The organism is Chitinolyticbacter meiyuanensis, assembly GCF_008033135.1.
Taxonomy (GTDB): domain Bacteria; phylum Pseudomonadota; class Gammaproteobacteria; order Burkholderiales; family Chitinibacteraceae; genus Chitinolyticbacter; species Chitinolyticbacter meiyuanensis.
The window spans coordinates 3,878,900-3,902,075 of the sequence record NZ_CP041335.1; the positions used below are offsets into that span (position 1 = coordinate 3,878,900).

The following is a 23,176-nucleotide window of genomic DNA, read 5'->3' on the forward strand; positions in this document are numbered from 1 at the left end:
CTCTTCAGCGGCCAGTTAGCTCAGTTGGTAGAGCAGCGGATTGAAAATCCGCGTGTCCGTGGTTCGATTCCGCGACTGGCCACCAAGAATACCGCAAGAAAAAAGCCGGCTTCACGCCGGCTTTTTTCTTGCCTGCAGATCAAGGCTGATACCAAGGCGCCTTGCTCGGCGACTCCAGCACCACCCCCTCCTGCTCCAGCAGCATCCGCTGCAATTCATCCTGCCCATCCAGGCCGCGTGAGCTGACCTTGCCCTGGGCGTTGATCACCCGATACCACGGCAGACTGGCGTCGAGCACGCGGCCTACCATGCGGGCGTGGCGCGGGTAGCCGGCTGCGCGCGCCACGTCACCGTAGCTCATCACGTGGCCATAGGGAATCTGGGCCACCACGGCGCGAATGGCTTCGCGGATGGTGGCGCTGTCGGTCGGTTTCTTCATTGGCGATTGAAACTGCTGGGGATGATTGAGTGTAATGGCAGGCAACGGCCAACAAAAACGGGATGGCTGAGCCATCCCGTTTTCATGCGCCAGCTATCGCTTACTGGTGCTCGACCTGGCTCACGTCGCGCACGGCGCCAGTATCGGCGCTGGTGGTCATTGCTGCGTAGGCGCGCAATGCCGGGCTAACGTAGCGCTCGCGGTTCACCGGCTTCCACGCCAGCGCCTTGCCCTTCGCTTCCATCTTGCCGCGGCGGTGGGCCAGCTCTTCCATGGTAACGGCAAGCTCGATGATGCGATTCGGGATGTCGATGACGATGGTGTCGCCCTCTTCCACCAAACCAATGGCGCCGCCTTCGGCAGCCTCCGGCGAGCAGTGGCCGATCGACAGGCCCGATGTGCCACCAGAGAAGCGGCCATCGGTCAGCAAGGCACACGCCTTGCCCAGACCCTTGGACTTGAGGTACGAGGTCGGATAGAGCATTTCCTGCATGCCCGGACCGCCCTTCGGGCCTTCGTAGCGGATCACCACGATATCGCCGGCGACGATCTGGTCGGCCAGGATGCCGGCCACCGCATCATCCTGCGACTCGAAGATACGGGCGCGACCGGTGAACTTGAGGATGCTGTCGTCAACGCCGGCGGTCTTCACGATACAGCCACGCTCGGCGATGTTGCCGTAGAGCACGGCAAGGCCACCGTCCTGGCTGTAGGCGTGTTCGCGCGAACGGATACAGCCTTCGGCGCGGTCGATGTCCAGATCCGGGTAGCGCATGCTCTGGCTGAAGGCGATGGTGGTCGGGATACCACCCGGAGCGGCACGGTAGAAATGGTGCGCCACGCTGTCGTCCGGATTTTGCATCACGTCCCACTTGGCAAGCGCTTCGCCCAGCGTGGCGGTGTGTACAGTCGGCACATCACGGTTGATCAAGCCGGCGCGGTCGAGCTCAGCCAGGATGCCGACCACGCCACCAGCGCGGTGCACATCTTCCATGTGGTACTTCTGCGTGGCGGGCGCTACCTTGGCGAGGCAAGGCACGCGGCGGCTGATGCGGTCGATGTCGGCCATCTTGAAGTCAACACCGGCCTCGTAGGCAGCGGCCAGCAAGTGCAGCACGGTATTGGTCGAGCCGCCCATGGCCACGTCGAGACTCATGGCGTTCTCGAAGGCGGCGAAGGTTGCGATATTGCGCGGCAACACGCTGGCGTCGTCCTGCTCGTAGTAACGGCGCGCCAGCTCGACGATGGTGCGGCCAGCCTGCAGGAACAGTTGCTTGCGATCGGCGTGGGTGGCCAGCAGCGAGCCGTTGCCCGGCAGCGACAGGCCCAGTGCCTCGGTCAGGCAGTTCATCGAATTGGCGGTGAACATGCCCGAGCACGAGCCACAGGTGGGGCAGGCACTGCGCTCGACGGCGGCCACCTCCTCATCGCTGACCTTGTCATTGGCCGCTTCGACCATGGCATCGACCAAGTCCAGCTTGCGGATCTCGCCGTGCCAGTCCACCTTGCCGGCCTCCATCGGGCCGCCGGAGACGAAGATCACCGGCACGTTCAGCCGCAGCGCAGCCATCAGCATGCCCGGGGTGATCTTGTCGCAATTGGAGATGCAGACAATGGCATCGGCGCAGTGCGCGTTCACCATGTATTCCACCGAATCGGCGATCAGGTCGCGGCTGGGCAGGCTGTACAGCATGCCGCCGTGACCCATGGCAATGCCGTCGTCGACGGCGATGGTGTTGAATTCCTTGGCAATGCCGCCGGCCTTTTCGATCTCGCGCGCCACCAGCTGGCCCAGGTTGTGCAGGTGCACGTGGCCCGGCACGAACTGGGTGAAGGAGTTGGCAATGGCGATGATGGGCTTGCCGAAATCGCCATCCTTCATGCCGGTGGCACGCCACAGGGCGCGCGCGCCGGCCATGTTGCGGCCGTGGGTGGAAGTGCGGGAACGATAGGCAGGCATGGCAGTAAATCCTTGAGAAACAGCGACTACGAAGCCGGTGAAAGGAAGCAGGTATAATGCGCCGATTTTATCGGAAAGCCCCCGCCCATGCTCATCCACCCGCAATTCGACCCGATCGCCTTCTCGGCCGGCCCGCTGTCGGTGCACTGGTACGGCCTGATGTACCTGATCGGCTTCATCCTGTTCTGGGCATTGGGGCGGATGCGGATTCGAAACGGCCTGCACCAGGGCTGGCGAGTCGAAGAGATCGACGATCTGCTGTTCTATGGCGTGCTCGGCGTCATTCTCGGCGGGCGACTCGGCTACGCCTTCTTCTACAAGCCCGAGTTCTACCTGTCGCACCCGTTCGAGATCATCAAGGTGTGGGAAGGCGGCATGGCCTTCCATGGCGGCTTCCTCGGCGTGCTGGCCGCCATGTGGTTGTACGGCAAGAAAACTGGCCGCACGTTCTTTCAGGTGACAGACGTGATCGCGCCGCTGGTGCCGCTGGGCCTGGCAGCCGGGCGCCTCGGCAATTTCATCAACGGTGAGCTGTGGGGCCGGGTCACCGAGCCGACCGCGTGGTGGGCCATAGGCTTCCCGCAGGCGCAAAGCGCCGACGCGCGCGAAGTGCTCAGCCATCCGCAATGGCACGACTGGCTGTACCAGTACGGCATGTTGCCGCGCCACCCGTCGCAGCTCTACCAGTTCGCGCTCGAAGGCGTGCTGTTGTTCCTCATCCTGTGGCTCTACTCCGGCAAGCCGCGCCGTACCGGTCAGGTGTCCGCCGTATTCCTGATCGGCTACGGGCTGTTCCGCTTCATCGCCGAATTTGCCCGCGAGCCCGACGATTTCCTCGGTCTGCTGGCCGGCAACCTGTCGATGGGTCAGTGGCTCAGCCTGCCGATGATCGCCTTCGGCCTGCTGTTGCTCGGGCTGAGCGCGCGCCGCCGCTGAGGCTGCGCCATCCTGCGCCACCGGCGTTAAGCTGAAGGCGAAGGAGGCGCGATGAAACTCGAAGTACTTGGTTGCAGCGGAGGCATTGCCGCCGATCTGCGCACCACATCCTTGCTGCTGGGTGAGCATGCCCTGATCGATTGCGGTACCGGGGTCGGAGATCTATCGCTCGCTGCGCTGCTCGATATCGATACCGTGCTGCTCACCCACAGCCACCTCGACCACACTGCGCTGTTGCCGATGCTGGCCGACGCCCGGCTGTCGCACGGCCGCGGCCCGGTCACTGTTCACTGCCTGGCGGAAACAGCCGCGGCGTTGGTCGACCATATGTTCAACGGCGCGCTCTGGCCGGACTACACCCGGCTGCCGACGCCCTCTGTCCCCGCGCTGCGGTTCGCCCCGCTCGCCATCGGGGATGTCGTGCCTCACCGCGGTATCTCGATCACCGCGCTGCCTGCCGCCCACAGCGTGCCGGCGCTCGGCTGGCTGCTGCGGGGCAAGAACGGCTGCATCGCCTTTTCCGGCGATACCGGGCCGTGCCCGGGCTTCTGGCAGGCTCTCGTCGCAACACCGAACCTGACCGACGTCATCGTCGAAACCACCTTCGCCAACGCACAAGCGAGCGCCGCCGAGCGTGCCGGTCATTTCACCGCCGCCACCCTGGCGCACTGCATCGCACAGCTGCCAGCCGATGCCGCGCTGTGGATCACCCACCAGGAACCCGGACACGAGGCGCGGCTGACCACGGAACTTAGCGCCAGCCTCGGCACTCCGTTCCAGCTATTGCATCGCGGGCAGACCTTCACCCTATGACCGACCTCGCCACACCCGAATCGCTTTACTACCTGATCGCCGCCCTGCTGGTACTGGGCGGCCTCGCCGGCACCATCCTGCCTCTACTGCCGGGCACGCCGCTGATGCTGGGCGGCATGCTGCTGGCGGCGTGGGCGGAGGGCTTCCAGCGGGTCGGTGCCATCACGCTGGTGATTCTCGGTGTGCTGGTGATTGCTTCGCTGGTGCTGGACTACGTCGCCGGTGCGCTGGGCGCCAAGAAGTACGGCGCCAGCAAGGAAGCACTATGGGGATCGGTGATCGGCTCGGTGCTGGGGCTGTTCGGCGGCTTGCCCGGGCTGCTGCTCGGGCCATTCGTCGGCGCCGCGCTCGGCGAATATTACGCCCGCCGTGACCTGGAGCGTGCCGGACAGATCGGCTTCGCCACGTGGCTGGGCCTGATCCTCGGCGCGGTTGCCAAGGTCGCCATCGCGCTGGCGATGCTGGGCATCTTTGCGTTCGCCTGGTTTTTCTGAACCAAATCAACAGCGAACCATCAAATTACGACTAAGGTTAGTTGCATCCGGCAGCAAGGAGCCGTGCAATGAACAAGTCAGCACTCGCCAGCCACGACCTCGACCTGATGTTGGCCCGGGGCCAGGACCGGCGCCGGCCACGCGCCCATGCCAGCTTTCCCATGATCACCGAGGAAGGCTTGGTGCTCACCGAGCGGCGCAGCGGCCACGACCGCCGCCACCTAGAACCAGCGGCGGATCCGGAAAAACCCAATCAGCATTAACGCCAGCGCCGCCATCGCCCCGAGCACGCCGTAATAGCCCCAGTGCCAGTGCAGCTCCGGCATGACATCGAAGTTCATGCCGTAGATACCGGCAATTAGCGACAGCGGCATGAAGATGGTGGTGATGGCCGTGAGCATGCGCATCTGCAGATTCATCCGGTGCGATTGCAGCGCCAAATGGGTGTCCTGCAAGCTGCCCAGTAGATCGCGCAGCGCCTCGGTGCTTTCGATCAACTGCACGCAGTGGTCGTACACATCGCGCAGATAGAGCTGGGTTTCCGCGTGAAACAGGTCCGGTTCGTCCCGCTGCAGCACATTCACCATCTCCCGCGTTGGCCACAAGCCGCGCTTGATCGACAGCAACGCCCGCCTTAGCGACTGGATGTCGTTCAGCTGCGCCGGCAACGGTCCTGCCGAGATGTCGTCGTCGAGCTGCTCGATACGCTCGCCCAGCGTTTCCAGCACGCCGAAATAGCGATCCACCAGCTTGTCGAGCAGGGAATACACCAGGTAATCCGCTCCCAGCGCGCGCACCTGCGACTGCGCACTCTTCAGCGCTCCGCGGATGCTCTCGAAGGTACCGGTGGGTTTTTCCTGGAAGGTGAGCACATAGCCACGGCCGAGCACGATGGCGATCTGCTCGCTGCCGATCAGCCCTTCAGGCTCCGAATGCACCAAGCGCGCAGTGATGAACAGATAGCCCGGATAGATCTCCACCTTGGGGCGCTGTTCGGTGTTGAGGATGTCCTCCATCACCAGCGGGTGCAGGTTGAAGCGCTTGCCGATGTACTTGAGCAGCTCGACGTTGCCTAACCCGTGCAGATTGAGCCAGAAGGTCTTGTAAGTCGGCTCGTAGCGCTTGCCCTCTTCCAGCGAGGTGAAGCAGGTTTCGAGGAACTCGCTTTCGCTCGGGCCAAACTCGATCAGCGTGGCCAGGGTGGCTTCGGCCTCACGCGGGCCGACATAGCGCATAGTGCCAGGTGGCGATCCCGCCTTGTCGGCACGCGGATGGTGTCTCAGTCGGGATTGACGGTCAGCGTTCGGCCGCTTTTTTGCCATGCACGGGCTTCCTCTTCCAGAGCGTAACGGGTCAGTGGATGGGCCTGCAGCCAGGCAGCCGGCAATGCCAGCGTGTGGACATCGCCGTCCGCAGACAACCGCAGCGGCGGCAAGGGCGTGTCGCGCCGGTTGCGGCAGAACAGCACGGCCAGCCGCAAGGCAAGCACCGCCGACCACTCGATGGCACTGAGGCCTTCGGCTTCAAGCTTGGCAAGCTTGCCCTGCTGCGCCAACACCAGCGCGGCCAGCCGCGCCTGCTCGCGGCGCGAGAAGCCGGGCATGTCAGCATGCCGCACGATATAGGCCGAATGCTTGTGAAAACTGGCGTGTGAGATCGAGCGGCCGATCTCGTGCAGCTGCGCAGCATCCTTCACGCCGCGTGCGACATCGCTGCGCGCCTGCGGCAATTGCTCGAACAACGCCGCCGCCAGCGCGGCCACCCGGTTGGATTGTGCAACGTCGGCCTGATGGCGGCGCACGAAGGCGGCAACCGTGGTATCGCGCACATCGGCCAGCGACTGGCGGCCCACCAGGTCGTACATCACGCCGTCACGCAGCGCGCCGTAGGTGATGGTCATGCGCTCGATATCGAAGGCGTCGAACGCTGCCGCCATGATGGCGAAGCCGCCAGCGAGCACCGGCCGGCGATCAGAACGCAGGCCGTCGAGTGCCACCGCGTCGACATGCCCGGCGCGCAGCAACAGCTCACGCAACTGCGCCAAGCCATCGGCGGTGATGCCGGAAGGCGACAGGTCGTTCAGCTCGAGGATGTCCGACAGCGAGCGCGCGGTGCCCGAGGTGCCGATGGCGCTCTGCCAGCCCGCCGCCGCCACCTCCGGCACCAGCGGTTGCAGCGCGGTGCGTGCGGCAAGCTCGGCCTGTTCCAGCCTCGCTGCATCGATCACGCCATCGGGAAAGAAGCGCATGCTCCAGGACACACAGCCCATCAGCGTGCTCTCGGTCAGCAAGGGCTTGAACTGGCGACCGACAATCAGCTCGGTCGAACCGCCGCCGATATCGACCACCAGCCGCTTCTCGCGCGTGGCCGGCAGGCTGTGCGCGGCACCGAGGTAGATCAGCCGCGCTTCCTCGCTGCCGCCGATCACGTCGATGGCAAAGCCCAGCGCCGCCTCGGCTTGGGGCACGAACTCGGCGGCGTTCTTGGCTACGCGAAAGGTATTGGTGGCCACCGCACGGACCTGGGATGGGTCCAACCCGCGCAGGCGCTCACCGAAGCGGGCCAACGCCGCCAGCGCCTCGGCCTGCGCGGCTGGTGTGAGATGACCACGGGCATCGAGCCCGGCGCCGAAACGCACCGTTTCCTTGAGGGTGTCGACGGGCAGCAGGCCGCCATCGACGATGCGCGCCACCTGCAGGCGAAAGCTGTTGGACCCGAGGTCGACCGCGGCGATCAGCGCGCTATCCGGCATGGTGATCCAGAAGGATGACAATGGGCGTCAACATACGCGGCAGCCGCAGAAACGACAAGGGCGGCCGCAGCCGCCCTTGCGCTGGAAACAGCAGCGTTACTCGGCCTTCGGGGCCAGCACCACGCGCTCCATTTCCTCCTGACCCTTGTGGCGTACATCCTGGCCTTTCACCAGATACACCACCTGCTCGGCAATGTTGACCGCCAGGTCGCCGATGCGCTCAATCGCCTTGGCGATCCACAGGATGTCCATGGTCAGCGAGATCGAACGCGGATCTTCCATCATCACCGTGATCAGCTGGCGCTGCAGTGCACGGTATTCGGTATCGATGATCTGATCGGCGCGCTTCACTTCGGTCGCCGGCACCGCGTCGAGGCGGGCAAAGGCATCCAGCGACTTGGCCAGCATGTCCAGCGCCTGCTGCGCGATGTGATTGAGCTCGGCAAAGCGCGGCACCTGCAGCTTGCCGGCATCGAAGATGTTCTTGGCGCGCTGACAGATGCGGGCGGCCTTGTCGCCGATGCGCTCAAGATCCTCCACCGACTTGATCACGCTCATCACCATGCGCAAGTCGCTGGCGGCCGGCTGGCGGCGCGCGATCATGTGGATGCACAGGTCGTCGAGCTGCACATGCATCTCATTGACGCGTTCTTCCTGCTCGATCACCTTCTCGATAATGGCCACGTCACCGGTTGCCAGCGATTGCATCGCGAGGCGGACCTGTTCTTCGACGAGGCCGGCCATGGCCAGCACGCTGGAGCGAATGGTCTCCAGTTCGGCATCAAACTGCTTGGAAATATGTTCGGACATGCGGCGTCTCTCTTGCGACTTATTCATGGCAAGTTAGCAGCTCCAGGTTACGGCAATGTTTCATACAGGTTGCAAGTCGCGAACCAGACCCACCGGCTGGCCACGCGAGGGCGGGCGCACCGGATTGCCCGATGGTAGCCAATCACGGCACAGCCTGCTGGAAAATGACGACGCCGGGCAACAGCCCGGCGACAAATGCAACAACGCCGATGAAATCAGCGATACGTCTTCACGCCATCGCGGGTACCGAGCAGCAGCACATCGGCGCGGCGGCGCGCGAACAGGCCGTTGGTGACCACGCCGACGATATGGTTGATCTCCGTTTCCAGCTTCGCAGGTTCTGCGATCTGCATGCCGTGCACGTCGAGAATCACGTTGCCGTTGTCGGTCACCACACCTTCGCGATACACCGGATGCCCGCCGAGCTTGACCAGCTGGCGCGCCACATACGAGCGTGCCATCGGGATCACCTCGACCGGCAGCGGGAAGCTGCCGAGCACGCGCACCTGCTTGCTTTCGTCGGCAATGCAGACGAACTGCTCGGCAACCGCAGCGACGATCTTCTCGCGCGTCAGAGCCGCGCCACCGCCCTTGATCATCTGCAGCTGGTGATTGATCTCGTCGGCGCCGTCGACATAGACCGGCAGCTGGTCGACCCCGTTGAGATCGAACACGGCGATGCCGTGGCCCTTGAGCCGGGCCACCGAAGCCTCGGACGACGACACGGCGCCAACGATGCGACCTTTCTGCTTGGCCAGCGCATCGATGAAGTAATTGGCGGTCGAACCGGTGCCGACGCCAACGATACTGTCGTCCGGCACAAAGGCCAGCGCAGCTTCGGCGGCGGTGCGTTTCATTTCGTCCTGGGTCATGGCGGCTCCTTGGCGATGGAAAGTGTCAGTGGCCCGAATTGTAGCGGCAAAGCGCGCCATCGCCCTTGCCCCTGATCACGTTGTCGTCAGGCTGCCCACGTAATGGCGGATGCCGTCGAGCAGCATCTGCACTGCGATGGCGGTGAGGATCAGCCCCATCAACCGTTCGAAGGCGATGGTCACGCGCTCGCCCAGCCACTGGCTGATCTTCTCCGAGAACGCCAGCGCCAGCCCGCACACCAGCATGGTCAAGGCCAGCGCGCCCACCCACTCCCACAACCGTGCCGGTTCACGCGACACCAGCAGCAGTACCGTTGCCAGGGCCGAAGGGCCGGCGATCAACGGGATCGCCAGCGGCACGACGAAGGGCTCCTCGGTCTCGACCTCAGCGGTGCTCGGTGGCGGCGGAAACACCATGCGTAGCGCAATCAGGAACAGGATCACCCCGCCGGCGATGCCGAGCGAGGTCTCGGACAGATGCATCACCTGCAAAAACTGGCGGCCGAACAGCATGAAGGCGAACAGCACGCAGAACGCTACCGAGATCTCGCGCAGCACCACGGTGCGGCGCCGCGCTGGCGGCACCCGCTTCATCAGCGAAACGAAGATCGGCAAGCTGCCGAAAGGATCGGTTACCAGGAGCAGCAGCACGAAGGCGGAGAGGAAGGTCGTCGTTTCCATGCAAGCATGCTAATCATCCCCTTGAATGGCCGAATCGGGGCTTACCCTAGCCAGCCGGGATCGCTGTCAGCCCAACGGCGGCAGCGGCGGGCGAAGCTCGGCGCTAGACTGGCAAGGTTACAACCCATGACGTCGCCATGCTGCTTCCCGCATTACGCACCGATCATGCCCGGCAACTGGCCGAGATCGAGTCCGCCATCTTCATCGAACCGACGCGCGCACGCCGCCTGTGCCTGCAATTGCTCGACAGCGCACGGCACAGCCACGATCCGGAAGCGCTGATTCGCGGCGCGCTGCAGCTGTCGCTGATCGAAGACCAGCTGGGCGAGGTACGCGAGGCACAGTTCGCCTTGCTGGAGGCGCTGGCGCACTGCGAAGAGTTCGGCTTCCTGGCACAGGAAGCGGCGGTGCTGGAGCAACTCGGGCGTTGCCACTACACGCTGGGCGACTACCAGCAGGCGCTGGCGCACTGGGAACAGTGCGTGCGGCTGTGCCAGGGCAAGCCGGACCTGCTGCGCGTCTCCACCCAGGCCCTGGTCGGGCTGGGGCAACTGTGCGATGCCTGCGGCGAGCATGGGCAGGCCGTCAGCATGCATGCCGCCGCCGACGCCCGCCTCACCGACATCAACGATGCATACCTCGCGGCGATGGTGAAGATCAACCTCGGGTACAACCACTTCCAGACCGGCGATCAGGATGGCGCGGAAGCAACACTGCAGCAGGCGATCGTGCTGTGCCGCAGCCACGGCTTCCCCCATCACGAAGCCGAAGCGCTCTACCGGCTGGCGGAAGTGCGCATCGCCCAGAGCCGCCTCGACGAAGCCGCCATGCTGGTCGCGGACGGCCTGATGCTGGTAGCCGACACGCCGTACCACTGGGGCGAGGTGAACCTGCTGGCGCTGCACGCGCAGCTACTGGCGCAGCACGACGAGCTGGACGCGGCGATGCAGGCCACGCTGCGCGCGCTCGACATCGCACGACAGGACGGCATGCGCCACCTGCAGGTACGGCTGCACATGCAACTGGCCGACTACGCGGGCCGCAGCGGCAAGCCAGCGCTGCACGATGAGCATTTACGCCACAGTCAGGAACTGCGTATCCATCTGGAAACAGTGAGCCCGGCGCGCACGCAACCGTCGCTGGGCCACCTCGGCCAGTTGCTCGTCACCGCCGGACGCAGCTAGCGCGAAGATGGCCGGGCTTGCCTGACCACCGGTCGGCATGGCCCCGACCGCCGGTCTGCACTTACAATGGGCGTAACAAGGTTCCCGGCCATCATGCTCACCACCACGCCCGAGCGAGCGTTCGCGCTTGCTGAAATCGATCGCATCACCTTCGACGATCCCATCACCGCGTCTCGACTATGCCAGCCCCTGCTGGCCGAGGCGCGCGCGGCGGGCGATATCGTCGGTATCATACGCGCAGCCACCCAGTTGTCCTTGATCGAGGATCAGCTCGGCATCCGCGAGGATGGTGGTCTCGCCATCGCCGAGGCGCTGGCGCTCTGCCGACAGCACGGGCTGACCGAGCTGGAGCCCGCGGCGCAGGAGCGGCTCGGCCGCCATAGCTATACCTCGGGCGACTACCTGACCGCCGCCGGCGCTTGGCTGCGTAGCCTGATGCTGTGCGGCAACAATCCGGCGCGCACCCGTACCCGCGCGCTCGCGCTGGTCGGCCTGGCCCATGTATGCAGTGCCTGCAACGACTGCCAGCGCTCGATCCGCTTCCTGCAGGCCGCCGACGCCCTGCTCGCCGACAGCGACGACATCTATTTGATCGCCAAGGTACGCATCACCTTGGGCTGGGATCTGCGCATGGTCGGTCGGCCCGCCGAAGCGATCGCGATGCTGGAAACCGCGCTGCAGCTATGCCGCGAACACGACTTCGGCCACTACCAGGCGGAACTGCTGTTGCGGCTTGCCGAGCTGCGACTGGAGGAAGGTGCGCTCGATACGGCCGAACAGATGCTGGAGGAAGCGCTGGAGCTGCTGGTGTTCACCCCGTCGCACTGGTGCGAGAGCAACGTACTCGCCACGCTATCGCAGGTACGCGAACGCCAGGGTGAGCCGGAACAGGCCGTGCAATTGCTGCAGCGGGCGATCGACATCGCCAACACCGATGGCATGCTGCACGTCGAGGCACGGTTGCGTCGGCAGTTCGCCGTGCTCGCGCTGGCACTGGATCGCCAGCCGCTGGCGGCAGACCAGCAACAGCGCGCCGCCGCACTGCAGGCGCAGATCGACGCGCAGTTGCCGGTCAACGGCGAAACCGACTGGGCGGTGATCGACGACGCGCTGGCCCGCTTCGCCAGCCCTGCCAACGCCGCTGCTGCCGATCAGCCACACGCTCATTGATGCACAAACAAAAAACCCCGCCGCAGCGGGGTTTTTGTCGAGTTGCCGGCTTACCAGACCTGCAGGTATTCCAGGATGCCCTCGGCGGCCTGACGGCCTTCGTACACCGCACGCACCACCAGATCGGCGCCACGCACCTGATCGCCACCGGCAAACACCTTGGGGTTGCTGGTCTGGTGCTTGTACTGCTGCTTGAACGGCGCAACGGTACGGTTCCAGTCGTCGGTCTTGATGTTGGCGGCGTCAAACCACGACAGTCGTTCGGCCTGGAAGCCGAAGGCGACGATCACATGGTCGCAATCGATGCCGCGCTCGGAACCGGCCACCACTTCGGGGCGACGACGACCCTTCTCGTCCGGCGCGCCCAAAGCGGTGGTAACGAGCTTGAGCTTGAGCGAGCCGTCGGCGTTCTGCTCGATGCCAACCGGTTGGCTGTTCCATTGAAACTCGACGCCTTCTTCCTTGGCGTTCTGCACTTCGCGCTTGGAGCCCGGCATGTTTTCTTCGTCGCGGCGATACGCGCAAATCACGCTCTTGGCACCCTGGCGGATCGAGGTGCGGTTGCAGTCCATGGCGGTATCGCCACCACCCAGCACCACCACGCGCTTGCCCTGCATAGCCTGGAACACCTCGCCCTCGGGCAGCGTGTTCATCGAGTTGCGCACGTTGTTGATCAGGAACGGCAGCGCTTCGAGCACGCCCGGCAGGGCCTCGCCCTCGAAGCCGCCCTTCATGTACTTGTATGCGCCCATGCCCATGAACACCGCATCGTATTCAGTGAGCAACTGCTCCAGGCTGATATCGCGGCCGATCTCGGTGTTGAGGCGGAACTCGACGCCCATCTCTTCCATGATCTTGCGGCGGGTTGCGATCACTTCCTTCTCGAGCTTGAACTCGGGAATGCCGAAAGTCAGCAGGCCACCGATCTCTTCATAACGATCGAATACCACGGGCTGCACGCCGTTGCGCACCAGGATGTCGGCACAACCGAGGCCAGCCGGGCCGGCACCGATCACCGCGACCTTCTTGTCGGTCTTCACCACCTGGCTCATGTCCGGACGCCAGCCCTGCTTGAAGGCCTCGTCAGTGATGTACTTTTCGACCGAACCGATCGACACGGCGCCGAAACCGCCCTGGTTCAGCGTGCAGGCGCCTTCGCACAGTCGATCCTGCGGACAGACGCGGCCGCAGATCTCGGGCAGCGAATTGGTCTTGTGCGAGAGTTCTGCCGCCTCGAACAGCTTGCCTTCCTTCACCAGCTGCAACCAGTTCGGGATGTAGTTGTGCACCGGGCACTCCCACTCGCAGTACGGGTTGCCGCAGGCGAGGCAACGGCTGGACTGCTCACCGGCCTCGGTCTTGGCGAGCGGTTCGTAGATCTCGCGGAACACGAACTTGCGCTTCTCCACCGGCACCTTCTCGCCGGGATTGCGCGCAACGTTCATAAACTGGAATACGTCGGACATTGATTTAACCTCAGTGAGGAGCGAGGAAGCGGGCACGCCCGGTTCAACCCTCGGCTCCTGAACACATACGCTGCGGTGCGAGGCGGCGCGGCGATCCGCGTCCTGCCCCGCACTTCACATCATCAATCTTTCAGCAGATCGTCGAGCTTGGCGGCCTTGGGCTTCACCAGCCAGAAGTAGTCGACCGCCTCGTCGAAGTTGGCCAGCAATTCGGCCGCCTTGGACGAGCCCGTCATCTCGAGGTGAGCCTTGAGCTTGTCGCGCAGGAAGGCCCGCACGGCGCCGAAGGCTTCACCGTTGATGGTGTTGATGTCGATCAGCTCGTTGTTGATGCGATAGGCAAACTTTTCCTTCGGGTCGTGCACCAGGGCGAAACCGCCGGTCATGCCCGCACCGAAGTTGTAGCCGGTCTCGCCCAGCACGATCACCGCGCCGCCGGTCATGTATTCGCAGCCATGGTCACCCACGCCTTCGACCACGGTCAGCGCGCCGGAATTGCGCACGGCGAAACGCTCGCCACCGCGGCCCGCGGCATACAGCTCGCCACCGGTTGCGCCGTAGAGGCAGGTGTTGCCGACGATCACGCCATCATCGGACTTGAACTCGCTGGCCTTGGGCGGGTAGATCACCAGGCGGCCTCCGGCCATGCCCTTGCCGACGTAGTCGTTGGCATCGCCTTCCAGCTCCAGCGTCAGGCCGTTGGCGTTCCACACACCGAACGACTGGCCGGCGGAACCGGTGAGCTTGATATGCAGGCAATCGGCCGGCAGGCCCTCGGCGCCATGCGCCTTGGCGATCTCGCCCGACAGGCGCGCGCCGATCGAACGGTTGATGTTGCGCACCTTGTATTCGAACTTCTGCGGCGTCTTGGCCTTGATGCCGGCCAGCGCGTCCTTGACCATGTCCTCGGCCAGCTCGCCCTTGTCGAACGAGGGGTTGGAATCCTCGATACAGAAGCGCGGCACGTCATTCGGAATCTCGCCCTGGCTCAGCAGCACGTCGAGACGCAACTTCTGCTGGCGCTCGGTGGCGCCGGCAGCCAGTGACAGCAGGTCGGTGCGGCCGATCAGGTCCTCGAAGCGGCGGATGCCCAGCTTGGCCATCAGCTCGCGGGTTTCCTGGGCGATGAAGGTGAAGTAGTTCACCACCATGTCCGGCAGGCCAGTGAAGTACTTGGAACGCAGCTTGATTTCCTGCGTCGCCACGCCGGTCGCGCAGTTGTTCAGGTGACAAATCCGCAGGTACTTGCAGCCCAGCGCCACCATCGGGCCGGTACCGAAGCCAAAGCTCTCGGCGCCCATGGCGGCGGCCTTGATCACATCAAGGCCTGTCTTGAGGCCACCGTCCGCCTGCACGCGCACCCGGCCGCGCAAGCCGTTGGCACGCAGCACCTGCTGCGCTTCGGTCAGGCCGAGCTCGAACGGCGAGCCAGCGTACTTGACCGATGCCAAGGGCGACGCACCAGTGCCACCGTCGTAACCCGAGATGGTGATCAGGTCGGCATAGGCCTTGGCGACGCCAGCGGCAATGGTGCCGACGCCCGGCTCGGCCACCAGCTTCACGGAGACCAGCGCCTGCGGGTTGACCTGCTTCAGATCGAAGATCAGCTGGGCCAAGTCTTCGATCGAGTAGATGTCATGGTGCGGCGGCGGCGAAATCAGGCTGATGCCCGGCTTGGAGCAGCGCAGCTTGGCGATCAGCGGTGACACCTTGTCGCCCGGCAGCTGGCCACCTTCGCCCGGCTTGGCGCCCTGCGCCACCTTGATCTGCAGCACTTCGGCGTTCACTAGGTAATGCGGGGTCACGCCGAAACGGCCCGACGCCACCTGCTTGATCTTGGACATCTTGAGCGTGCCGTAGCGCGCTGCATCCTCGCCACCTTCGCCCGAGTTCGAGCGACCACCGAGGCGGTTCATGCCCTCGGCCAGCGCCTCGTGCGCTTCCGGCGACAAAGCGCCCAGCGACATGCCGGCCGAATCGAAACGCTTGAGGATGGATTCGAGCGGCTCGACCTCGTCGATGGCAATCGCCTTGGCCGGATCGAAATCCAGCGTCATCAGGTCACGCAGCATGGCCACCGGGCGGTTGTTCACCAGGTCGGCGTACTTCTGGTATTCCTTGTAGTCGCCACCCTGCACCGCCTTCTGCAGCTGCATCACCACGTCCGGGTTGTAGGCGTGGTATTCCTCGCCGAACACGTACTTGAGCAAGCCGCCCTGTTGCAACGGGCGCATGGTGTTGAACGCAAGGCGGGTCAGCTTCTTCTGGTCTTCCTCGAAATCGGAGAAGGTCGCGCCGCCAATGCGGGACACCGTGCCTTCCAGGCACAGGTCGACCACTTCCTCGCCAATGCCCACGCCCTCGAACAGCTGCGAGCCACGGTAGGACGCAATGGTCGAAATCCCCATCTTGGAGAGGATCTTCATCAGGCCCTTGTTGATGCCCTTGCGGAAGTTGTTCGCCGCCTTCTCCAGCGGCAGCTCCACCTGGCCGAGTTCGATCAGCTCCATGATGGTCTGGTACGCAAGGTACGGGAACACGGCGGTGGCACCATAGCCGATCAGGCAGGCGAAGTGATGCGGATCGCGCGCGGTGGCAGTCTCGATGATGATGTTGGTGGTGCAACGCAGGCCGGCATCGACCAGCGCGTGGTTGACGGCACCGACGGCGAACAGCGCCGGGATCACCAAGAGTTCCTTGGCGATGCGCTTGTCGGACAGCACCACGATGACGGTCTTGTCGTCACGCACCGATGCCAGCACCGCAGCCTGCAGCGCTTCGATCGCAGCCTTCAGGTTGGTCTGCGCCGGATCGTAGGCGAGATCGAACCGGGCGGACTTGTAGTCCGGATCGTTCATGCTGGTCAGCGCATCGAACTTGTCGCTGGACAGCACCGGCGAACGCACTTCTAGGCGACGCGCGTTGATTTCGCTTTCGTTGAACAGGTTGCGCTCGGGGCCGAAGCAGGTGTTCAGCGACATCACGATCGCTTCGCGGATCGGGTCGATCGGCGGATTGGTCACCTGGGCGAACTGCTGGCGCAGGTAATCGAACGGCGAGCGCACCTTTTCCGACAGCACGGCCATCGGGGTGTCGTCACCCATCGAGCCGACCGCTTCCTGGCCGGCTTCGGCCAGCACGCGGATCACTTGGTCGCGCTCTTCGAACGTGAGCTGGAACTGCTTCTGGTAGGTGAGGCGCTCGACCTTGTCCATGGCCGGCAATACGCCCTTGTCCTCGGCGATCTCGAGGTGCTGGGCGTGAGTCTTGACCCACTCGCGGTAGGGCTTGGCCGACTTCAGGCGGTTGTCGATGGTCTCGGTATCGAGGAACTCGCCAGTGGTCAGGTCGACGGCAACGATCTGGCCCGGCTTGACGCGGCCCTTCTTCACCACGTCCTCGGGCTTGTAGTCCCAGGTGCCCACTTCGGAGGCGATGGTGATATGGCGATCCTTGGTGATCACATAACGCGCCGGGCGCAGGCCGTTGCGGTCCAGCGCACAGCCGGCGTAGCGGCCGTTGGTCCAGACGAGGCCGGCCGGGCCGTCCCACGGCTCCATGTGCATGGAGTTGTATTCGTAGAAGGCACGCAGGTCACGGTCGTTGGAATCGACGTTCTGCCAAGCCGGCGGCACCATCATGCGGAAGGCGCGGAAGATGTCGATGCCGCCCATCATCAGGCCTTCGAGCATGTTGTCGAGGCTCATCGAATCGGAGCCGTCGGTCTGCACGATGGGGCGGACGCTGTCCATGTCGAGCAGCGACGAATCCATGATGGCTTCGCGCGCCTTGGCCCACAGGCGGTTGCCGTGCAGCGTGTTGATCTCGCCGTTGTGCGCGACGAAGCGGAACGGCTGTGCCAGCTTCCACTGCGGCCAGGTGTTGGTCGAGAAGCGCTGGTGATACACGGCCAGCGACGACTCGAAACGCTCGTCCTTCAGGTCCAGGTAGAACACCGGCAGGTTGTCCGGCGTGACGAGGCCCTTGTACGACAGCACCTTGGGGTTGAGCGTCGGGATGTAGAACGAGGCGTCGCCCTTGTTGGCCTTCTCGGCCACGCGGCGCGCCTGGTAGAGCTTGCGCTCGAACTCGGCGTCGGACAGGCCGTCGGGCGCGTTGACGAATACCTGGCCGATGGTCGGCAGCGTGCGCAGCGCATATTCGCCACAGGCCTCGATATCGACCGGCACCATGCGCAGGCCGGCGTAGACGAGGCCCTGGCCTTCGACGGCGGCCTTGAGATTGGCGATGGATTCGGCAGCAATGCCCGCGTCGGTGCTATGGAACACCAAGCCCGCAGCGTAGTTGGCAGAGAGGCTGATGCCGGTCTCGGCGGCCACGGTGCGCAGGAAGCCGTCGGGCTTCCTGAACAACAGGCCACAGCCGTCACCCGACTTGCCGTCGGCCGCTACCGCACCACGGTGGGTGAGGCAGGCCAGCGATTTGATGGCAGTGGACACAAGCCAGTGCGAGGGCTTGTCGTCCATTTGCGCGATAAGGCCGAAGCCGCAGCTATCCTGCTCGAACTGCGGGCTGTACAGCGTGCCTTGCAACCAGCTCTGTCGATCCATTCCAAAACCTTTGCGGGTAAAGCCAAAATTTCAGCGAAAAGGTCTTGATTCTAGCGACAAAAACCGGCCCTCGGCAACCGAAAAGCTCGGCCGCCTTCAATCCGGGAAAACCCGAAAGCCTACACTGCGCACTACAGCATGACGTGTCAGTTTTTCACAAAGCCTGCGTCATCAGAGCGCAACATAGAGCGCAGCAGGGATGAACACCAGCGCCGCCAGCGTGCCGGCCACCACGATTGCGGCCACCAGATCGGGATGTTGCCGGTATTGCTCGGCGAACAGGTAGTTGAGCACGGCCGGCGGCAACGCCGCAAATACCAGCAGTACGCCGCGTTGACCGGCGTCGAGCCCGAACAGCAGTGCCAGCGGCCATGCCAGCAATAAACTGACGAGCGGACACAGCAGCGCGCCGACGGCCCCCACCCGCCAGCGCACGCCGGCGAAATCGGCCAGCCGCACACCGAGCGCGAACAGGCTGAGCGGGATCGCTGTCTCACCCAGCATCTTGGCCGGCAAAAGCAGGCTGGCCGGCGGATGCCAGCCCGACAGCTGCACCACCAGCGCCAGCAACAGCGCCCACACCATGGGCACGCGCAGCAGCATGGACAGCGACGCGCCGGGATTCAGTAACCGCACGCCCAGGGTGAAATGCAGCAACGTCACCAGCACGAAGATCGCCACCACGCCGGGGAAGGCCGCGGCACCGAAGGCCAGCAGCATCAGCGGCAAGCCGATGTTGCCGGTATTGGTGAACATCATCGCCGGCACGAAGGCGCGCCACGGATAACCGGCCAGCTGCGCCACGCCCCAGGCGATGGCACCGGTGCCCAGTACCACCAGCGTGGTCGCGGTCAGCAGCGGCGCATACGCAGCCAGCGAGACGTCACGCTCCAACCAGACCGCCAGCACCAGTAATGGCGACAATAACTCCACATTGAGTCGATTCAGATCGGTGAGATCGATCTTGCGATAGCGCCCATAGAGCCAGCCGACCAGCACGATCAGCAGGATGGGCGCGACGATGGAGAGAATGCGCAGGAACATGGATACCGGAATGAGATGACGGAGTAAGCCCAGGCGAGCCCGCAGGTGCAACCTACGAAAACATTCGTATGATAACGGCTTCGCTCCCCGCCTCCGGCACCCTCCGCATGGTTCGTCGCCTCACCATTCTGATTTGCCTATGCATGCTTGCCGGCTGTGCCGCGATTCCGCCGCAAGACACCACGGCGACCGAGCGGTTGCTGAAGACCCAGCTCGCAAGCTTGCCACCGCGAACGCCCCACACCGCCAATACCTACCTGATTGCACTGGCCGGGTTCGACACGCCCGCCGTCTTTGGCAACGAAGCCCGACTCGCCCGCGAGCGGCTGGACCGCACCTTCGCCACCGGAGGCAAGAGCATCCTGCTCAGCAATGCTGATGACGACATCGCGACAACGCCGCAAGCGACGCCCGACAGCTTGAGCGCGGCGATCACTGGGCTTTCCCGGCTCATGAACCACGAAGAAGACCTGCTGGTGCTGTATCTGGTCTCCCATGGCGGCAAGGATGGCAGTCTACAACTGCGTCGCGGTCGCAACCGACCCCTGTCGCTCGCGCCGTCTTGGCTGTCCGCACAACTGAGCACGGCCGGCATACGCTGGCGCGCGGTCTTCGTTTCGGCCTGTTACTCCGGCACTTTTCAGGAGGTGCTCCGCAACAGCAGCAGCCTGATCCTGACAGCAGCCGACGCTCATCACCCCTCTTTCGGCTGCGGCAGCGCTGATCGCTACACCTATTTTGGCGAGGCGCTGTTTGAGCAAGACCTGGACACGCCAGATTGGCGGCAAATCTACGGCAAGCTGGCCGAGGCCATACGCCGGCGAGAGGAAGCCATCGGCATACGCGAGCACTCCAATCCGCAGTTCTGGTTGGGGCCGCAGTTGGCCCGCAAGCTCGATCCGGCCTCCGACGCGCTCGACCATGCAAGCGAAGCGGTACTTGACGACAGCTACTGACCCGCTTGCCCCAGCCAGTCGCGTACCGGCAGGAAATCGCTCAGCAGTTGCGCTTCCGGGCTACCCTCGGGCGGCTGCCACTGGTAGCGCCACTGCGCGAGCGGCGGCATCGAACACAGGATGGACTCGGTTCTGCCGCCCGATTGCAGGCCGAACAGCGTGCCCCTGTCCCACACCAGGTTGAATTCGACGTAGCGGCCGCGGCGATAGCCTTGCCAGTCGCGCTCACGCTCGCCGTAGGCCAACTCGCGGCGGCGCTCGACGATGGGCACAAAGGCCGGCAGGAAGGCATCGCCCACCGCCCGCATCATGGCAAGGCCGCCTTCGAAGCCACCGTCGGTGAAATCGTCAAAGAAGATGCCACCGATGCCGCGCGCCTCGTTGCGATGCTTGAGGAAGAAGTAGCGGTCGCACCAGTCCTTGAAGCGCGGGTAGTACTCCGACCCTTGCGTCGCCAGCGCGTCGCGGCAGGTGGCGTGGAAATGGACCGCATCGTCGGCAAAGCCGTAGTACGGGGTCAGATCCATGCCGCCGCCAAACCAGCAGACGTCCTCCTGCCCCGGCGCGTGGGCACGGAACATGCGCACGTTGAGATGCACCGTCGGTACGTAGGGGTTGCGCGGGTGCAGCACCAGCGATACGCCCATCGCCTCCCAGGCGCGGCCGGCGAGCTCGGGCCGGTGCGCGGTGGCCGAAGCCGGCATCTGGCTGCCGGTCACGTGCGAGAACAGCACGCCACCGCGCTCCAGCAGCGCCGAATCCTCGATCACGCGGCTGATACCGCCGCCGCCTTCGGGCCGTTGCCAACTGTCGACGATGAAGCTACCGCCATCCAGATTCTCCAGCGTGGCGACGATGTTCTGCTGCAGCGTCAGCAGGTAGTCCTTGACCGCGGTGCTGTCCATGGCCTGGCCTAGTTGCCGTGCGCCGGCGCGGCAGCACCGAGCGCTTCGACCTTGACCTTGACCGGGACCTTGCCGGCCTTCTCGAACTGCAGCGTCACCGGGAACTGCTCGCCTTCCTTCAAGGGTGCCTTGAGGCCGAACAGCATGATGTGCAGGCCACCCGGGGCGAGCTTCTGGGTGCCTTTGGCCGGCACGTCGATGGCATCGACCTTGCGCATCTTCATCACGCCGTTGTCCATCTTCATCGTGTGCAGCTCCAGCCGCTCGGCCACGGCGGTCTCGCCACCGACCAGCCGATCCGCATCGCCAGCGCTGTTGTCGAGCGTGACGAACACGCCGGCCACCGGCGCGCCCGGCGCCGTGGCACGCGCCCATGGATGCACGATCAGGAGCTTGCCCGCCTCGAACTCGTGAGCGTGGCTGGTGGCGACTAGCAGGGTCAGGCAGAAGGCAGCGAACAGACGCGTCATGACAAGGTCCCGAGGGGGTGGAGGATGGCTGTCAGCCGGCCACCGACAGCAAAGCGCGATTATAGCCGCCAGCCGCCGCCGATGAGTTTGCTAAAGTAGCCTGACGCCAACCAACCGCCGACCATGCGCCCATTCGCGAAACTGATCGCCATGCTCAGCCTCTCCAGCCTGCTCGCTGCCTGTAGCAGCCTGCCCGCACGCACGCTGGAGGCGCCCGCCCCGGTGATCGATACCCACGACACCATGCTGGCCCGCACCGCGCGCAAGCTGTCGGATGCGCACGCCGAGCTCTCCGGCATCTACCCGCTGGAACACGGCCGCGATGCGCTGATCGCCCGACTGGCGCTGGCGATGACAGCGGAAAAGACGCTCGATCTGCAGTACTACATCTGGCACAACGACGTGACCGGACGCCTCGTTACCGCCAAGGTACTGGAAGCCGCCGACCGCGGCGTGAAGGTGCGGGTGCTGCTCGACGACGTGGGTAGCAAGCCGGACGACGACACGCTGCTGGCGCTGTCCGGCCATCCCAATATCGAGGTGCGGCTGTTCAACCCGGTGAGCCAGCGCTGGCTGCGCACGCTGGGCATGGTGCTGGAGTTCAGCCGGGTGAACCGGCGCATGCACAACAAGAGCTTCACTGCCGACGATCACGTCACCATCGTTGGCGGGCGCAATATCGGCGACGAATACTTCGAGGCCAACCCGGAAATCGATTTCTCCGACCTCGACGTGCTCGCCGTCGGCCCAGTGGTGGCGCAGGTCGAAACATCGTTTGATCTCTACTGGCGCCATCAGCGTGCCATTCCGATCAACGATTTCTATCCGCGCGCCGATACCGGCAGCAAGCTGCTCGACCTGCGCAAGACACTGGCCGCGCAGCAGCAGCTCGACCGCGCCACCGGTTACCTGCAACAGCTGGAAAAGGACGCGCTGGCCCTGCGCCTGCGCGACGCCAGCCTGCCGTTCTACTGGGGCAATGCCCAAGCGCTGTACGATCATCCGGACAAGCTGACCGAGCGGCCGGCGAGCACGCTGGTCGAGCGACTGGCGCCGGTGGCAGCGCAGACCGACCGCTCACTCGACATCGTTTCACCCTACTTCGTACCGGGCAAAGGCGGCACCGCCTGGCTGGTGCAGCGCGCGGCCCAGGGCACGCGGGTGCGGGTGCTGACCAACTCGCTCGCCGCCACCGATGTCGGCATGGTCCACGCCGGCTACGCACCTTATCGCAAGCCACTATTGAAGGGCGGCATCTCGCTCTACGAGCTCAAACCCGATCCGGCCAATCCACGCCCCAAGGGCGGCAGCGGCTGGACCGGCTCTTCCCGCGCCAGCCTGCATGCCAAGTCGTTCATCTTCGATCGTCGCTACGTCTTCATCGGCTCGCTGAACCTCGACCCGCGCTCGATCGAGCTCAATACCGAGATCGGCATCCTGCTCGATAGCCCCGCCCTGGCTGACCACATGGCCGACCAGTTCGACGAGCTGGTCGCCGACAAGGCCTACCGGTTGACGCTCGACGACGGCAACCTGCAATGGCACGAGCCGGACGGCGACGCCGTACACGGCCACGACCCGGAAACCTCGCTGCTGCGCCGCATCGGGGTGGACCTGCTGCGCCTGCTGCCGATCGAATCGCAGCTGTGACGC

General features: G+C 64.5%; 20 protein-coding genes and 1 tRNA gene. 9 read left to right on the forward strand and 12 right to left on the reverse strand.

Going from position 1 to position 23,176, the window contains the following annotated elements:
* Nucleotides 1-9 precede the first annotated feature (9 nt).
* A tRNA-Phe gene (locus FLM21_RS18450) sits at nt 10-85 on the forward strand.
* Between the two features lie 54 nt (nt 86-139).
* On the opposite strand, the gene FLM21_RS18455 is transcribed toward FLM21_RS18450, so the two are convergent.
* Both FLM21_RS18455 and ilvD read right to left on the reverse strand, forming a co-directional pair.
* The gene (locus tag FLM21_RS18455; RefSeq protein ID WP_148716975.1) at nt 140-439 is read right to left on the reverse strand and encodes an MGMT family protein; all 300 of its coding nucleotides are present in this window, start codon (nt 437-439) and stop codon (nt 140-142) included.
* A 100-nt stretch (nt 440-539) separates the two neighbouring features.
* On the reverse strand, nt 540-2,399 hold the full coding sequence (gene ilvD / locus FLM21_RS18460) for a dihydroxy-acid dehydratase (protein ID WP_148716976.1): 1,860 nt from the start codon (nt 2,397-2,399) through the stop codon (nt 540-542).
* An 87-nt stretch (nt 2,400-2,486) separates the two neighbouring features.
* Between ilvD and lgt the strand changes: the two genes are divergently transcribed.
* From lgt to FLM21_RS18480, 4 genes are all read left to right on the forward strand, one after another.
* The gene (gene lgt, locus FLM21_RS18465; protein WP_148716977.1) at nt 2,487-3,335 is read left to right on the forward strand and encodes a prolipoprotein diacylglyceryl transferase; all 849 of its coding nucleotides are present in this window, start codon (nt 2,487-2,489) and stop codon (nt 3,333-3,335) included.
* A 51-nt stretch (nt 3,336-3,386) separates the two neighbouring features.
* Nucleotides 3,387-4,148 (forward strand): 3',5'-cyclic-nucleotide phosphodiesterase, encoded by a 762-nt coding sequence (locus FLM21_RS18470; protein ID WP_148716978.1) that lies wholly within the window; start codon nt 3,387-3,389, stop codon nt 4,146-4,148.
* Entirely contained in the window at nt 4,145-4,642 is a 498-nt protein-coding gene (locus tag FLM21_RS18475; protein WP_148716979.1) for a DUF456 domain-containing protein, read from the forward strand. The genes FLM21_RS18470 and FLM21_RS18475 overlap by 4 nt, the downstream gene beginning before the upstream one ends.
* A 68-nt stretch (nt 4,643-4,710) precedes the next feature.
* Entirely contained in the window at nt 4,711-4,905 is a 195-nt protein-coding gene (locus FLM21_RS18480; RefSeq protein WP_148716980.1) for a hypothetical protein, read from the forward strand.
* Here FLM21_RS18480 and corA read toward each other — a convergent pair.
* The 5 genes from corA to FLM21_RS18505 all read right to left on the reverse strand — a co-directional run bounded on the left by corA (nt 4,864) and on the right by FLM21_RS18505 (nt 9,757).
* Complete coding sequence (corA, locus tag FLM21_RS18485) at nt 4,864-5,877, reverse strand: magnesium/cobalt transporter CorA (protein ID WP_148716981.1); 1,014 nt, start codon at nt 5,875-5,877, stop codon at nt 4,864-4,866. The two genes, FLM21_RS18480 and corA, sit on opposite strands and share 42 nt — an antisense overlap.
* A gap of 44 nt (nt 5,878-5,921) precedes the next feature.
* The gene (gene ppx / locus FLM21_RS18490; protein WP_187359988.1) at nt 5,922-7,394 is read right to left on the reverse strand and encodes an exopolyphosphatase; all 1,473 of its coding nucleotides are present in this window, start codon (nt 7,392-7,394) and stop codon (nt 5,922-5,924) included.
* Between the two features lie 96 nt (nt 7,395-7,490).
* Nucleotides 7,491-8,204, reverse strand: coding sequence for a phosphate signaling complex protein PhoU (gene phoU / locus FLM21_RS18495; protein ID WP_148716982.1), 714 nt, complete (start codon nt 8,202-8,204; stop codon nt 7,491-7,493).
* A 215-nt stretch (nt 8,205-8,419) separates the two neighbouring features.
* Complete coding sequence (gene rpiA, locus FLM21_RS18500) at nt 8,420-9,076, reverse strand: ribose-5-phosphate isomerase RpiA (protein WP_148716983.1); 657 nt, start codon at nt 9,074-9,076, stop codon at nt 8,420-8,422.
* 75 nt (nt 9,077-9,151) lie between these two features.
* Nucleotides 9,152-9,757 (reverse strand): MarC family protein, encoded by a 606-nt coding sequence (locus FLM21_RS18505; RefSeq protein ID WP_148716984.1) that lies wholly within the window; start codon nt 9,755-9,757, stop codon nt 9,152-9,154.
* 137 nt (nt 9,758-9,894) lie between these two features.
* Here FLM21_RS18505 and FLM21_RS18510 point away from each other — a divergent pair, with 137 nt between their 5' ends.
* Nucleotides 9,895-10,941: a tetratricopeptide repeat protein gene (locus FLM21_RS18510; protein ID WP_148716985.1), complete on the forward strand. Its 1,047-nt coding sequence runs from the start codon at nt 9,895-9,897 to the stop codon at nt 10,939-10,941.
* Between the two features lie 93 nt (nt 10,942-11,034).
* Nucleotides 11,035-12,111: a tetratricopeptide repeat protein gene (locus FLM21_RS18515; RefSeq protein WP_187359989.1), complete on the forward strand. Its 1,077-nt coding sequence runs from the start codon at nt 11,035-11,037 to the stop codon at nt 12,109-12,111.
* 50 nt (nt 12,112-12,161) lie between these two features.
* Here the strand turns inward: FLM21_RS18515 and FLM21_RS18520 are convergent, their stop codons facing one another.
* The 3 genes from FLM21_RS18520 to FLM21_RS18530 all read right to left on the reverse strand — a co-directional run bounded on the left by FLM21_RS18520 (nt 12,162) and on the right by FLM21_RS18530 (nt 19,192).
* Nucleotides 12,162-13,577, reverse strand: coding sequence for a glutamate synthase small subunit GltD family protein (locus FLM21_RS18520; RefSeq protein WP_148716987.1), 1,416 nt, complete (start codon nt 13,575-13,577; stop codon nt 12,162-12,164).
* A gap of 122 nt (nt 13,578-13,699) precedes the next feature.
* A complete protein-coding gene (gene gltB, locus FLM21_RS18525) occupies nt 13,700-18,148 on the reverse strand; it encodes a glutamate synthase large subunit (protein ID WP_148716988.1) in 4,449 nt (1,482 codons plus the stop codon).
* A 171-nt stretch (nt 18,149-18,319) separates the two neighbouring features.
* On the reverse strand, nt 18,320-19,192 hold the full coding sequence (locus FLM21_RS18530) for an AEC family transporter (protein WP_148716989.1): 873 nt from the start codon (nt 19,190-19,192) through the stop codon (nt 18,320-18,322).
* A gap of 107 nt (nt 19,193-19,299) precedes the next feature.
* Between FLM21_RS18530 and FLM21_RS18535 the strand changes: the two genes are divergently transcribed.
* Nucleotides 19,300-20,148, forward strand: a complete 849-nt coding sequence (locus FLM21_RS18535; RefSeq protein WP_187359990.1) for a C13 family peptidase — start codon at nt 19,300-19,302, stop codon at nt 20,146-20,148.
* Here the strand turns inward: FLM21_RS18535 and hemF are convergent.
* Together hemF and FLM21_RS18545 are read right to left on the reverse strand one after the other, a co-directional pair.
* On the reverse strand, nt 20,142-21,053 hold the full coding sequence (hemF, locus tag FLM21_RS18540) for an oxygen-dependent coproporphyrinogen oxidase (protein WP_148716991.1): 912 nt from the start codon (nt 21,051-21,053) through the stop codon (nt 20,142-20,144). The genes FLM21_RS18535 and hemF overlap by 7 nt on opposite strands.
* Before the next feature lie 8 nt (nt 21,054-21,061).
* Nucleotides 21,062-21,523 carry a copper chaperone PCu(A)C gene (locus tag FLM21_RS18545; protein WP_148716992.1) on the reverse strand — a complete coding sequence of 154 codons (462 nt, stop codon included), beginning with the start codon at nt 21,521-21,523 and terminating at the stop codon, nt 21,062-21,064.
* Between the two features lie 123 nt (nt 21,524-21,646).
* Here FLM21_RS18545 and FLM21_RS18550 point away from each other — a divergent pair, with 123 nt between their 5' ends.
* Nucleotides 21,647-23,173, forward strand: a complete 1,527-nt coding sequence (locus FLM21_RS18550) for a phospholipase D family protein (RefSeq protein WP_148716993.1) — start codon at nt 21,647-21,649, stop codon at nt 23,171-23,173.
* Nucleotides 23,174-23,176 lie beyond the last annotated feature (3 nt).

What these genes read in the sequence shown, in the direction of transcription:
- FLM21_RS18455 (WP_148716975.1), bottom strand. Translation starts at nt 439, where the DNA reads ATGAAGAAACCGACCGACAGCGCCACCATCCGCGAAGCCATTCGCGCC.
- ilvD (WP_148716976.1), bottom strand. Translation starts at nt 2,399, where the DNA reads ATGCCTGCCTATCGTTCCCGCACTTCCACCCACGGCCGCAACATGGCC.
- lgt (WP_148716977.1), top strand. Translation starts at nt 2,487, where the DNA reads ATGCTCATCCACCCGCAATTCGACCCGATCGCCTTCTCGGCCGGCCCG.
- FLM21_RS18470 (WP_148716978.1), top strand. Translation starts at nt 3,387, where the DNA reads ATGAAACTCGAAGTACTTGGTTGCAGCGGAGGCATTGCCGCCGATCTG.
- FLM21_RS18475 (WP_148716979.1), top strand. Translation starts at nt 4,145, where the DNA reads ATGACCGACCTCGCCACACCCGAATCGCTTTACTACCTGATCGCCGCC.
- FLM21_RS18480 (WP_148716980.1), top strand. Translation starts at nt 4,711, where the DNA reads ATGAACAAGTCAGCACTCGCCAGCCACGACCTCGACCTGATGTTGGCC.
- corA (WP_148716981.1), bottom strand. Translation starts at nt 5,877, where the DNA reads ATGCGCTATGTCGGCCCGCGTGAGGCCGAAGCCACCCTGGCCACGCTG.
- ppx (WP_187359988.1), bottom strand. Translation starts at nt 7,394, where the DNA reads ATGCCGGATAGCGCGCTGATCGCCGCGGTCGACCTCGGGTCCAACAGC.
- phoU (WP_148716982.1), bottom strand. Translation starts at nt 8,204, where the DNA reads ATGTCCGAACATATTTCCAAGCAGTTTGATGCCGAACTGGAGACCATT.
- rpiA (WP_148716983.1), bottom strand. Translation starts at nt 9,076, where the DNA reads ATGACCCAGGACGAAATGAAACGCACCGCCGCCGAAGCTGCGCTGGCC.
- FLM21_RS18505 (WP_148716984.1), bottom strand. Translation starts at nt 9,757, where the DNA reads ATGGAAACGACGACCTTCCTCTCCGCCTTCGTGCTGCTGCTCCTGGTA.
- FLM21_RS18510 (WP_148716985.1), top strand. Translation starts at nt 9,895, where the DNA reads ATGCTGCTTCCCGCATTACGCACCGATCATGCCCGGCAACTGGCCGAG.
- FLM21_RS18515 (WP_187359989.1), top strand. Translation starts at nt 11,035, where the DNA reads ATGCTCACCACCACGCCCGAGCGAGCGTTCGCGCTTGCTGAAATCGAT.
- FLM21_RS18520 (WP_148716987.1), bottom strand. Translation starts at nt 13,577, where the DNA reads ATGTCCGACGTATTCCAGTTTATGAACGTTGCGCGCAATCCCGGCGAG.
- gltB (WP_148716988.1), bottom strand. Translation starts at nt 18,148, where the DNA reads ATGGATCGACAGAGCTGGTTGCAAGGCACGCTGTACAGCCCGCAGTTC.
- FLM21_RS18530 (WP_148716989.1), bottom strand. Translation starts at nt 19,192, where the DNA reads ATGTTCCTGCGCATTCTCTCCATCGTCGCGCCCATCCTGCTGATCGTG.
- FLM21_RS18535 (WP_187359990.1), top strand. Translation starts at nt 19,300, where the DNA reads ATGGTTCGTCGCCTCACCATTCTGATTTGCCTATGCATGCTTGCCGGC.
- hemF (WP_148716991.1), bottom strand. Translation starts at nt 21,053, where the DNA reads ATGGACAGCACCGCGGTCAAGGACTACCTGCTGACGCTGCAGCAGAAC.
- FLM21_RS18545 (WP_148716992.1), bottom strand. Translation starts at nt 21,523, where the DNA reads ATGACGCGTCTGTTCGCTGCCTTCTGCCTGACCCTGCTAGTCGCCACC.
- FLM21_RS18550 (WP_148716993.1), top strand. Translation starts at nt 21,647, where the DNA reads ATGCGCCCATTCGCGAAACTGATCGCCATGCTCAGCCTCTCCAGCCTG.